Annotated in this window: 10 protein-coding genes and 1 other annotated feature (1 of these 11 running past the window's edge); of the genes, 4 read left to right on the top strand and 6 right to left on the bottom strand. The window is 47.7% G+C overall.

From position 1 onward, the window contains the following. Positions 1-53: 53 nt before the first annotated feature. From FGB90_RS11955 to FGB90_RS11965, 3 genes are all read right to left on the bottom strand, one after another. The gene (locus FGB90_RS11955; protein WP_138811069.1) at positions 54-254 is read right to left on the bottom strand and encodes an alpha/beta-type small acid-soluble spore protein; all 201 of its coding nucleotides are present in this window, start codon (positions 252-254) and stop codon (positions 54-56) included. A 93-nt stretch (positions 255-347) separates the two neighbouring features. Continuing rightward, on the bottom strand, positions 348-1,562 hold the full coding sequence (thiI, locus tag FGB90_RS11960; protein ID WP_138811232.1) for a tRNA uracil 4-sulfurtransferase ThiI: 1,215 nt from the start codon (positions 1,560-1,562) through the stop codon (positions 348-350). 5 nt (positions 1,563-1,567) lie between these two features. Beyond that, on the bottom strand, positions 1,568-2,710 hold the full coding sequence (locus FGB90_RS11965) for a cysteine desulfurase family protein (RefSeq protein ID WP_138811070.1): 1,143 nt from the start codon (positions 2,708-2,710) through the stop codon (positions 1,568-1,570). Between the two features lie 276 nt (positions 2,711-2,986). Here FGB90_RS11965 and brnQ point away from each other — a divergent pair, with 276 nt between their 5' ends. Continuing rightward, positions 2,987-4,318: a branched-chain amino acid transport system II carrier protein gene (gene brnQ / locus FGB90_RS11970; protein ID WP_138811071.1), complete on the top strand. Its 1,332-nt coding sequence runs from the start codon at positions 2,987-2,989 to the stop codon at positions 4,316-4,318. Positions 4,319-4,547: 229 nt separating this feature from the next. Here brnQ and ezrA read toward each other — a convergent pair whose 3' ends face one another. Then, positions 4,548-6,254: a septation ring formation regulator EzrA gene (gene ezrA / locus FGB90_RS11975; RefSeq protein ID WP_138811072.1), complete on the bottom strand. Its 1,707-nt coding sequence runs from the start codon at positions 6,252-6,254 to the stop codon at positions 4,548-4,550. 286 nt (positions 6,255-6,540) lie between these two features. Between ezrA and hisJ the strand changes: the two genes are divergently transcribed. After that, on the top strand, positions 6,541-7,353 hold the full coding sequence (gene hisJ / locus FGB90_RS11980; RefSeq protein WP_138811073.1) for a histidinol-phosphatase HisJ: 813 nt from the start codon (positions 6,541-6,543) through the stop codon (positions 7,351-7,353). A 59-nt stretch (positions 7,354-7,412) separates the two neighbouring features. Here hisJ and refZ read toward each other — a convergent pair whose 3' ends face one another. Then, positions 7,413-8,108 carry a forespore capture DNA-binding protein RefZ gene (gene refZ / locus FGB90_RS11985; protein ID WP_246056159.1) on the bottom strand — a complete coding sequence of 232 codons (696 nt, stop codon included), beginning with the start codon at positions 8,106-8,108 and terminating at the stop codon, positions 7,413-7,415. 154 nt (positions 8,109-8,262) lie between these two features. Here refZ and FGB90_RS11990 point away from each other — a divergent pair, with 154 nt between their 5' ends. Beyond that, positions 8,263-8,742 carry a GAF domain-containing protein gene (locus FGB90_RS11990; RefSeq protein WP_246056160.1) on the top strand — a complete coding sequence of 160 codons (480 nt, stop codon included), beginning with the start codon at positions 8,263-8,265 and terminating at the stop codon, positions 8,740-8,742. A gap of 367 nt (positions 8,743-9,109) precedes the next feature. After that, positions 9,110-9,712: a 30S ribosomal protein S4 gene (gene rpsD, locus FGB90_RS11995; protein ID WP_138811075.1), complete on the top strand. Its 603-nt coding sequence runs from the start codon at positions 9,110-9,112 to the stop codon at positions 9,710-9,712. 154 nt (positions 9,713-9,866) lie between these two features. Here the strand turns inward: rpsD and tyrS are convergent, their stop codons facing one another. Beyond that, complete coding sequence (gene tyrS / locus FGB90_RS12000) at positions 9,867-11,141, bottom strand: tyrosine--tRNA ligase (RefSeq protein WP_138811076.1); 1,275 nt, start codon at positions 11,139-11,141, stop codon at positions 9,867-9,869. 138 nt (positions 11,142-11,279) lie between these two features. Further along, positions 11,280-11,309 (bottom strand) — a binding site (T-box leader); it runs 175 nt beyond the window's last position.

Genomic DNA, 11,309 nt, shown 5'->3' on the forward strand with positions numbered 1-11,309 from the left:
AATAAGAAAAAGGAGCGCCCGTATCAGGACGCTCCTCTAAGCCATATTATTCATTATTGACGGCCACCAAGTTGTTGTTCAGCTTGCTGAACAAGACGCTTAGTGATCTCTCCACCAACGGAACCGTTAGCGCGAGAAGTTGAATCCGGGCCAAGTTCTACACCGAATTCCTGAGCGATTTCATACTTCATTTGATCAAGAGCCTGCTGGACACCAGGAACTACTAGTTGATTAGAGCTTCTGTTGTTTGCCATGTTTTTCACCTCCCTTGTACCAACTAGGATGCTTCAGGAGGGAAAATCACATTCAGATTATTTACTGGATTTACATCCAATTAATGGAACACTCTAAAACAGGTCCTCAAACTCCTTATCCAGTTCCTCACTGGATGACAATTGATGCACTTCAGTCCGTTCAACAGCATCGTCGACAATTGCATCAATCTCAAGCGGAGCTTCAAACCGTGCAGCTTTTTCCCGGTTTGGTTTCGTTTTTGTCTGTGGCGGGAGGAAAATGGTGCAGCAGTCTTCATATGGAAGAATGGAAAGCTCGTAAGTGTCGATTTTTTCCGCAATCTCCACGACTTCCTGTTTATCCATTGCCACAAGCGGCCGCAGAATCGGAATATTCGTCACTTCATTGATCGTATTCATGCTGTCCAGTGTCTGACTGGCCACCTGACCGAGGCTTTCACCGTTAACGAGAGCCAGGGCCTTACGTCTGTATGCCACTTTTTCAGCAATCCGGAGCATAACCCTTCTCATAATCGTCATTTCGTACTCACCAGGTACAGCTTCATGAATTTTCTTCTGCGCTTCAGTGAATGGGACAACATGAAGTTTGATTTCTGCGCCGGCATGGCGGGAAAGTACTTTTGTAAGGTCTTTTACTTTCTGGAGGGCCCGCTCATTTGTAAAGGGTGGACTGTGAAAATGGACAGCTTCCATTTCCACACCTCTTTTAAACATCTGAAATCCGGCTACGGGGCTGTCGATCCCGCCGGAAAGCATAAGCATCACTTTGCCTCCCGTGCCGGTAGGAAGACCGCCCGGCCCGTATTCCGTTCTGCAGGTAAGGTAAGTTGCATCCTGCCTTACCTCCACCCGAAGCTCCACATCAGGCTTATGAACGTCCACTGTAATTTCATCCGTATTCGTCAGAATATAGGACCCCAGCTCATAGTTCAGCTGCTGGGATTTCACGGAAAAAGTCTTATCGATCCGTTTTGCCGATACCTTAAAAGTCCCCTGTTCATTTGGCATGGCATCCTTCATGGCGTAGAGGCCCGCCTTTTTTATCTGTTCCAGATCGTTACCGGTTTTGAGTGCGGGACTGAAAGAATGAATCCCGAATACTCCCCGGAGAACATCGGAGACACCCTGTTCATCATGTCCGTTCAGCCTGATAAACATACGGCCGAAAGAACGTTTAACCTGCACGTCAGGGAAAGAATCCTTCAGTGCCGTCCTTACGTTATGCTGAAGCCTTTTTTCAAACTGACTGCGGTTCTTCCCCTTCAGGGATAGTTCCGCATAGCGGACCAGAATATGATCGTAATTGATTTCTGTCATTTTGCAGCCACCTCCAGCAGAGAAGGAACAATTTCCTTCGTATAATTTAAAAATGTATGAATGTCTTCTTCAGTATTGTCATAGCTCAGGGACACCCTGATTCCGCTCGCAGCCACTTCACGGGAAAAACCGCACGCGCTCAGAACCCGGCTCGGTTCCGGTTCCCTGGATGAGCATGCGCTTTTCGTGGAGACATAGATCCCTTTTTCACCGTATGCCTGAACGAGCACTTCCGGTTTCAGTCCCGGCACTGAAAAATTAACAATGTGCGGGGCTCTTGCCTCCGGAGTATTGACCACAATGCCTCTGATGTCATTTAAAGAAGCGATTAACCCGCCGGTAATAAGATTCAATTTCTCATTTCCCGAAACGGATTTTTCAAGGTGAATCCGGAGAGCTTTCACCATGGCCGCAGCACCTGCAGGATTTTCTGTACCTGCACGCATCTGCCACTCCTGACTTCCGCCTGAAAAAAGCGGGGAAAGAACCGTTCCTTCCCGTGCAAAAAGAAGGCCTGTTCCCTTTACACCGTGGAACTTATGACCGGAGATTGTACAGAAGTCAATACCCGCATCGGTCAGGCGAAGAGGTACTTTACCGATTCCCTGGACATGGTCCACATGAAAGCGGATTTTCGGATACTTCTTTAAATACTCCCCCGCTTCCACTACCGGGTTTACAGAACCGAGTTCATTGTTCACGTGTATAAGGGAAACCAGGATCGTGTCGTCTCTGAGAGCGGCTTTCAGATCCTCTATTTTTATGGTGCCGGTTTCATCTGCAGGCAGCCACGTCACTTCAAATCCTTCACGCTCGAGCTCCTGAAATGTTTCGAAACTGGAGGGATGCTCTGCTTCTGTTGTAATCAGGTGCTTCCCCCTGTTTTTATGCCGACGGGCTGTTCCCTTTATGGCAAGATTGTTCCCTTCGGTTCCGCCTGATGTAAAGAGAATTTCTGCAGGCTTTACGTTCAGAAGTCTCGCGGCCATTTCCCTGGTCTGTTTAAGGAGCCGCTCTGCCTGTTTTCCGGCTGGGTGAAGAGAAGAAGGGTTTCCGAAAAAATCCCTTGAAACTTTTATATATGCATCCAGTACGTCACTATATGGTTTTGTTGTTGCACTGTTATCGAGATAAATCATAATAAAACCCCTTTAGTGCTTAAATCCCCGCACTTTGTCTATACTACCCAACAGCTGATTGTATCACAAATGAGCAGCTTTTTTTAAAATTCGGGGAAGTTTTTCATCATTTAGTGAACCAGCATGGCCTGTTTACCTTTCACCCGGAAAAAAGTCATGCAATTTATACTGTTTACAACATTTAAAGATATGGTAAAATAACTTTTGGTTTTAATGCTTTAACGTTTTTATGCATTTGATTGTGATTAACATACAGTTAACCGGAGGTTTGGTCAAATGAACGAGAAAGCGCTTACAACAAAAGGAATTATTACGATTGGATTTATGATGTTTGCTCTGTTTCTTGGCGCAGGCAACCTGATTTTTCCGCCTGCACTCGGACAGGAAGCCGGTACAAGTATCTGGACAGCCGTTCTGGGATTTCTTGTAACCGGTGTTGGTCTGCCGGTCCTCGCTATTGTTGCGGTGGCAAAGTCGGGCGGGGATCTTCAGCACGTTTCGGAACGTGCCGGACGGATCTTCGGCTTATTCTTTCCACTTGCTGTTTATTTAGCCATCGGCCCTCTGTTCGGCATTCCTCGCACAGGGAGCGTCGCTTTTGAAATCGGTGCGATGCCGTACCTGGAATCAGAAAATGGTTATTCCCTGATTATGTTTTTGTTTACAGCTGTTTTCTTCGGGATCAGCTACTGGCTCGCTCTGAATCCTTCAAAACTTGTTTCCAGAGTCGGGAAGCTCCTTACACCTGTTTTGGTCACTCTCCTTGCTGTTCTCGCTTTTAATGTATTTCTCAGACCCCCGGGGGCAATTCAGCCGCCTGCAGAAAACTATTCGGATCAGCCGTTTTTCACCGGTTTTCTTGAAGGGTATCTCACCATGGATGCCATTGCAGCTCTCGTATTTGGGATCATAGTCGTTTCCCGCATTAAGGAACACGGCATTACAGACAGACGCACCCTTACTGCCAGGGCTGTTCAGGTCGGACTTATAGCCGGGGGAGGACTCGCCCTTGTTTACTTCTCACTCGCCTACCTTGGAGCTGTCAGTGTAGCAGAACTTGGCTACCAGGAAAATGGAGGACTGATTCTTACTTCCGTTTCCCAGATGCTTCTCGGAAGCACCGGACTGTTTATGCTGTCACTGGTGATTACTATCGCATGTCTTACAACAGCCACCGGACTTATCTCCGCTTTTGGAGAGTATCTGAAAAAACTGCTGCCGAAGGTGCCTTACCCGGTTACCACGGGGGTCATTGCCCTGTTCAGTCTTACGATGGCCAATATGGGACTAACGCAGCTGATTCAGTTTTCTCTCCCAATGCTGATCATGATCTATCCTGTAGCGATCATACTCATCGTTCTTGTACTTGCCGACCGGGTCTTTGGCGGAAGAAAAGCTGTCTACAAAGGAGCGGTGATCGGCGCAGCAGTTGTCAGTATTCCAGAGGGACTGATTACCGCAGATCTGTTTACCGAAGTTTTAACTGCCACGGTTGGGAGACTGCCGCTGTTTGATCTCGGAGTAGGATGGCTCATCCCCGCTCTTGCCGGCGGCATCATCGGATGGATCGTTTCCGGCACCGGCCGGAGGCCTGATGAAAAAGCATAGCCTGAAGAGGCCGGGACAAAACCCGTCTAAATAGAAAGGCCCTCACCGTCGGTGAGGGCCTTTTGCTGTACGAAGTATTTTAACGGTTGATTGTTCAAAAATATACTCGCTTTCCCCGGACATCGCTTCAGCCTCCCCGCCCCCCCTAAGGGAGTCGCCCCCCTCTCGCTCCATAATTAACTTGGTCAATAGCTGCAGCCTTTCCGGAAGAGCAAAAACAGCCGATAGTTTATACCATCGGCTGCAGCGTTTTTTCATTTTCGTTCTGCACTTTTTCAAGTGCTTTAGGGTCGACCGGATGTAATGCCTCCACACTCATTTCAAGGGCATCTTCATATTGATAATTGCGAAACGCATCTTCGGCCTGAAGAAGCTGAAGGTTGAGCGTATCACTCTGTCTGCGGTAGCGGTTTCCGTACTGAATCATCTTTTCCGCAAGGGTGGCCGTTTCAATAACATGATCGATCGTACCGGTTACGTTCATGACATGTTCGTGTGCCCGGTCAACCTGAGCTGTGATGTCGTCAACGGAAAGCGGGACTTCGTCAAGTTTACCGGCAGCCTGCACAAATGCTTCCTCTGCTTTATCCATCTCATTCAGGACCTGCCGCGGCAGACCCGGAATATTACTGCGCTTCAGTTTTTTCTGCGTGTTAATGAGCTGCTGTTTCAGCTCACCCAGTGTTTCTTCGGCCTTCCTCTCATCTGAGCGCATATCCTCAAGCACTTCTTTAGCCTGCTTCATTTCAGCCTCGCCTTTTTCAAGCTTTGCAAAGTACTCTCTAATCATCTCCCGGAGTGCTGTGAACGTCTGCTTCTGGTTCTCATAGTAATCTTCAATAATAAGAAACTGCTGTGTCAGGTCGCGGACCGTTTTTTCAAGCTGGTACTGCTGCTTATAATCCTGTTCAGTAAGTTTATAGGTGCTTTTCACGTCTTCAGTCTCTTCAATCAGCTGACGGTAAAGATCGGGCATTATATCCACCCGTGCACGGATTTCATGGATCTGCTGGGTAACAACCTGTTTGGAAAGTGCTTCGTACTCCAGTTTTTCATAGATATCCTCAAGCTCCATCTCAAGCTCCGAAACAGGCTCTTTCACTTTTTCAAGTTCCACCCGATCAATGGCTTCAGCAAGTTCGGTGAGTGTAACTTTCATTTCGGTGATTTTGCTGTAAAAGGAGAAATGCTCCAGAGGATACCCCTTCTCAGCCATCTCCTTCAGGCCCTGCTCGAGCTCTGCAATCTGCTTCGGAAATCCTTTATCGATCAGCACCAGATATTTCGGAACTTCTTCCACGAGAATGTTGATTTCCTGAAGGGCAATCTTCAGCTGCTCGAGTGTCTGTCTGGCCTGCAGGTAATTCCCTTCCAGAGTCTGTTCCTCAAACTGATCAAAGGAATCGTGAACATCTCTTATCATCTGATCCAGCTTTACACCGGCCTGGCCGAGGGCACTGCGCTTCATCCATAACTTCTTTTTAGTCTCATCGTAGTAATTCTGAACTTCGGCAATTTCCTCGCGGTTGTGCTCCTCGCTTTCAACCAGCTCATTAATTTCCGTGACCATATTTTTCATGTGCTCTTCCACGGCCCTGAGAGTCACTTCAACTTCGGAAATCAGTTTCCGTGCTTTTTTAAAGCGGTAGCGGTTGGCTGCCTCTTCAATATCAAAAAGCCTTTCCTCCGCATCCGGAAGCTGTTTTGTCAGAATGTGATCCCATTCCGAACGCCAGTTTTCAAACCGCTGCTCTGTTTCACCTGACATGGTGAGACCTTTAATCTTAGCGATTTCATCCGTAACAGGCTCATTCATAATCTCCATCTTCCACTGCTCCAGCCTGTCAACTTCTTTATAGAATCGTTTTCTCATTACAGCACCTGTAACGATGACAATTACAATCAGCGCTGCCAGACTGTATAATATTACATCCATGGGAAGCCTCCTCTGTCACTCGGGTATGTATGTATTGGGAAAGTATGATTTTTGTCAAATCACTCTTATTTCTGTCGAATGCACCGGTGGCAAAAGGCCTATTGTGCGTTTTACAGGCAATTTAATTCACATCTGTGGACGAATCCTATTTGATCATAGGTATTGTCTACCTTATAATATCATGGAAAAATATATATTTGAGCGGTTTTACTGGATTTTTTTCGCACTTTCTCCTTTTTTTCTGAATTACGACAAAATACTATCATTTTCCCGGGAGGTCTCGACTATGTATGACGGGCATGTCCACACACCCTATTGTCCCCACGGCTCAAATCACCCGCTCCGCGCCTATGTGGAACAGGCACTGAAACTGGGCTATAAAGGATTAACTTTTGCCGAACACGCCCCTCTGCCGGAGGGCTTCAATGATCCCGTGCCCGCAAAGGACAGTGCGATGGAACAAGGTAAGCTGAGCGCCTACCTGGACGAATTGCGGACACTGAAAAAAGAATACAAAAAAGACATACCCATCAGAATTGGCCTCGAAGTGGATTTCATTGAGGGTTTTGAGGAGGAAACCCACAGATTCCTTAATGAAACCGGTCCATACCTTGATGACAGTATCCTGAGCGTTCATTTTCTGAAAGCCGGAGGAAAGTACACCTGTCTGGACTATTCCCCTGAATCTTTCGGAGAACTCGTAACGGAACTTGGTTCCCTCGAAGCTGTATACGATCAGTATTTTAAAACGCTCACAGACTCGGTGAAAGCTTCATTGGGCACGTACAAGCCGAGGCGTATTGGACATCCGAGCCTCGTGAGGAAGTTTCACAGGCGTTTCCCTGTCTCTTTTCCCGTGCTCCCGAAAATCACGGCACTTTATAAAGAAATAAAAGCACATAATCTGGCTATCGACGTCAATGGGGCGGGACTGATTAAACCTCTCTGCGGGGAGACCTACCCGTATCCGGAAGCACTCGACGCGGCAGAAAAGCTTGGCATCCCCCTTGTCTATGGTTCAGATGCCCACGCTCCCTCGCAGCTCGGAACGGGCGCTGTTTTTCTTCACGGCCGGGTTTCACCCGTCGTTCCTGACTGACCTGCTGATAGATTACCGACAGCCTGCTGTCTTCACTGCGGCAATCCCGGGCTGAATTTCTAATGCCGCAGGAGACCTTTCGGAATTTCCCCTTTGTAAAGCTGGGAAAGCCAGCCTGTGAGTTCCTCGTAATATTTTGTGAGGAAATGGTTTTCGTGCGGCATCAGATGGTAAACTTCCCGGATGTACTGTGGGTGAAGAAATGGAAGTATCAGCATACCTCTTAGCTGGAGGATCCAGTAATCATTAGGTGGGTGCCGGAACTCGCCTTTCTCAAATCCGGCACGGACAATCCTCTTATACAGTGACTTTTCCTTTGTGAGATAAGTCGTCATAAGCTCTCTAACAAGCGTTGTATCCAGCGTGATTTCACGGTGCGCAAATCTGGCCAGATGATGGCGCCGCTGCTGATACGCAAGCACATCCCAGATTGCTCCCAGAAGCGCTGCACCTGCTCCTGTCTCCTCGAGCTCGTTTGTATGGCGCTCGATGGCTCCAACGTAGCCTTCGAGAAAATCGGTCATTAAATGTTCGAGCAGCCCCTGTTTGCTTCCGTAGTAATAGGAAATCAGCGCTACATTTGCATCCGCCTTTGCAGCAATATCCCTGACCGAAGTGCCTGAGTAGCCCTGTACATTAAATAAATCAATGGCAGCCTTCATTACCTTTTCCTTGGAGGCTTTTCTTGATCGCATGTCAATCCTTCCTCTCCCCGTAAAAAACGGCTTGTCCTCTTTCCCGGTGCTCAACTTCATGATTCGTTCGTCCTGTTTTGTCTCACTATCTCATTTATAACGTAATTCGAACATTAAAGACAAAATTCCTGCATTTTCCGTAAGCCGATCTTTTACTGCCTATTATTTTTTTATGGTATAATTTACAGAATTTCAACGGATGGAGGGCTCTGCATTGTTTCAATCAACTGCATATCAAGGAACATTATCCAAACAATACGATACACTTCTCACCCAGCTTAAGGGGCTTCTTTACGAGGAAGACGATCTCGTTGCCAATCTCAGCAACGCTTCAGCACTTTTAAATCAGTTTTTAACGGAAGTAAACTGGGTCGGTTTTTATCTATGGAAAGACGAAGAGCTCGTGCTCGGTCCTTTTCAGGGACTTCCCGCGTGTGTGCGGATCAAAAAAGGACGCGGCGTGTGCGGGACGTCGGCTGAAAATCAGGAAGTCATCCGCGTCGATGACGTTCACGCATTTCCCGGTCACATCGCCTGTGATGCTGCCTCACAATCCGAGATCGTTCTGCCTCTGGTTAAAGACGGTGAACTGCTCGGCCTGCTCGATATCGACAGCCCTGTAAAAAGCCGTTTTTCCGAAGAAGATGAAAAACAGTTAAGAAGATTTGTGGATACACTGGTTGAAAATCTCTGAGTATAACAGGAAGGCTGCTCCTAATTCCGGGGCAGCTTTTTCCATTCCGCCGAACTGCCCGCATATTTGTCCTGAAAAAAGCCCTGTTTCTGTAAGTAGAGCGAAAACCCCTGTTGTGAACGCCGGAAGCAGAAATCGAAACGAAAACTTGACTTTTCCACTCCCCCATTATACACTGTTCTTTGTGCAATAAAGACAGCCAACGGTAAACGTTATACAGCTTCATTTTATTCCCGTACTACGAGGTGCATCGCGTAACCTCCAGCTGTCGAGGCGATGGTGCATGAAAATAAAATGACTGTGTCCCGGGATTACCACTTACTGTTCTTTTTCACAAATCTTTTGATTTACGAAGGAGGAGCTATCAATGGCTCGATATACTGGACCATCCTGGAAGCTTTCCCGTCGTCTTGGAATTTCTCTGAGCGGCACTGGAAAAGAGCTTCAAAAGCGCCCTTACGGACCTGGTGAACACGGTCCCAACCAGCGCAAGAAAATGAGTGAATACGGACTTCAGCTTCAGGAGAAGCAGAAACTTCGTCACCTTTACGGCATGAACGAGCGTCAATTCCGCCGCATGTTCGACGAAGCAGGAAACATGAAAGGGATCCACGGTGAGAACTTCATGATCCTTCTTGAGTCCCGTCTTGACAACATTGTGTACCGCGCAGGTCTTGCTCGCACGCGCCGTCAGGCCCGTCAGCTTGTAAACCACGGTCACATCACTGTAGACGGCGGCCGCGTGGACATCCCGTCCTACCGCGTGAAGCCTGGTCAGACAATCAGTGTTCGCGAAAAGTCCCGCAACCTTACAGTTGTTAAGGAAGCACTTGACGTAAACGACTTCGTACCGGCTTTCGTCGACGCTAACACAGACAACCTTGAAGCAACGTACACTCGTCTTCCAGAGCGTTCCGAGCTTCCGGCAGAAATTAACGAACAGCTTATCGTTGAGTTCTACTCCCGTTAATAAGCTTTCGGAAAGAACAGATCCTGTTTTTTGCAGGGTCTGTTTTTTTATTTCGCCTGCCTGAACGGAATGTAAGCATATGTATTTACTCCGGTATTCCGGAAAATCATACAGAAGCCGGCCCGCACAGCTGCGGACCGGCTTTCTTTTATCCCTATCCTTCGTAACGGACGAGGAAGTTTTTCTTTTTACCGCGGCGGATGATGGTAAACTGGCCGTCGATTTTATCGTCTGCGCCCATTGTCTTATCCATCTCCCGGCACCGTTCACCGTTAATGTACACTGCCCCGTTTTTAATATCCTCCCGGGCCTGACGTTTTGAAGGTGACACGCCCCCCTCAACAAGAACATCAATCAGACCTTTCCCTTCTTCAATGGAGAACGAAGGTACGTCTTTAAAGCCCTGCTTAATTTCCGTGGCCGTGAGCGCCTTAAGGTCTCCCCCGCCAAATAAAGCAGCCGAAATGTTCTGCGCCTGGCGAACAGCCTCTTCGTCATGGACAAAAGCTGTCAGCTCTTCTGCAAGGCGTTTCTGTGCGGCACGCTCATGAGGGCGTTCAGCCACTTCCTTCTCCAGCTCAGCAATTTCGTCCTGCGATAAAAAGGTGAAGTACTTCAGAAACTTAATTACATCACTGTCGTCAGTATTTAACAGAAACTGATAAAACTCGTAAGGGGAGGTTTTTTCCGGATCAAGCCAGATCGCTCCGCCCTCGGTTTTACCGAACTTTGAGCCGTCCGCTTTCGTAACAAGAGGGATGGTAAAACCGAACGCTTTTGCTTTTTCGTCTTCTTCCTGGCCGTACATTTTACGGATAAACTCGAGTCCGGCCGTGATGTTCCCCCACTGGTCACTCCCGCCGATCTGCAGCTTGCAGTTTTCTTCCTTGTAAAGATGGTAGAAATCGTAGGATTGCAGAATCATGTAGCTGAACTCCGTAAAGGAAATACCGGACTGGATCCTGGATTCAACAGAGTCTTTTGCCAGCATATAGTTTAGACCGAAGTTTTTCCCAACGTCTCTCAGGAAATCGATTACAGTCATTCCGCTGATCCAGTCGTAGTTGTTTTGCAGTTTCGCTCCGTTTTCCCCATCAAAATCAAGGAAACGCTGGAGCTGGCTTTTAATTTTTTCACTGAAGCCTTCCACAACACTCTGCTCGTTAAGGGAACGTTCTGCATTCTTTCCACTCGGATCGCCGATTAGTCCTGTAGCTCCTCCTACAAGGGGCAGGGGACGGTGGCCGGCAAGCTGAAACCGCCGAAGCGTGATCACTGTAATCAGGTGGCCGATATGCAGACTGTCTCCCGTCGGGTCGAACCCGCAGTAAAGAGAAATTCTTTCATTTTCAAGAAGCTCGGTGAGCCCGGGTTCATCAGTTGCCTGATTCAAAAGGCCTCTGAATTTAAGATCATTAATTAATGTCATACCATACACCTCTTTATTTGAATTTGTAAAATAAATGGGATTAACGATGGATACGAGGGGGTATAGTCACAAAGGTGCAGTGGCCCGTACTTACATACATAATGCCTCCTGAGCGCACACAAAAAAGACTCCTCCCTCATAAGGGACGAGTTTACTCGCGGTACCACC

The organism is Alteribacter natronophilus (genome assembly GCF_006007885.1).
GTDB lineage: Bacteria > Bacillota > Bacilli > Bacillales > Salisediminibacteriaceae > Alteribacter > Alteribacter natronophilus.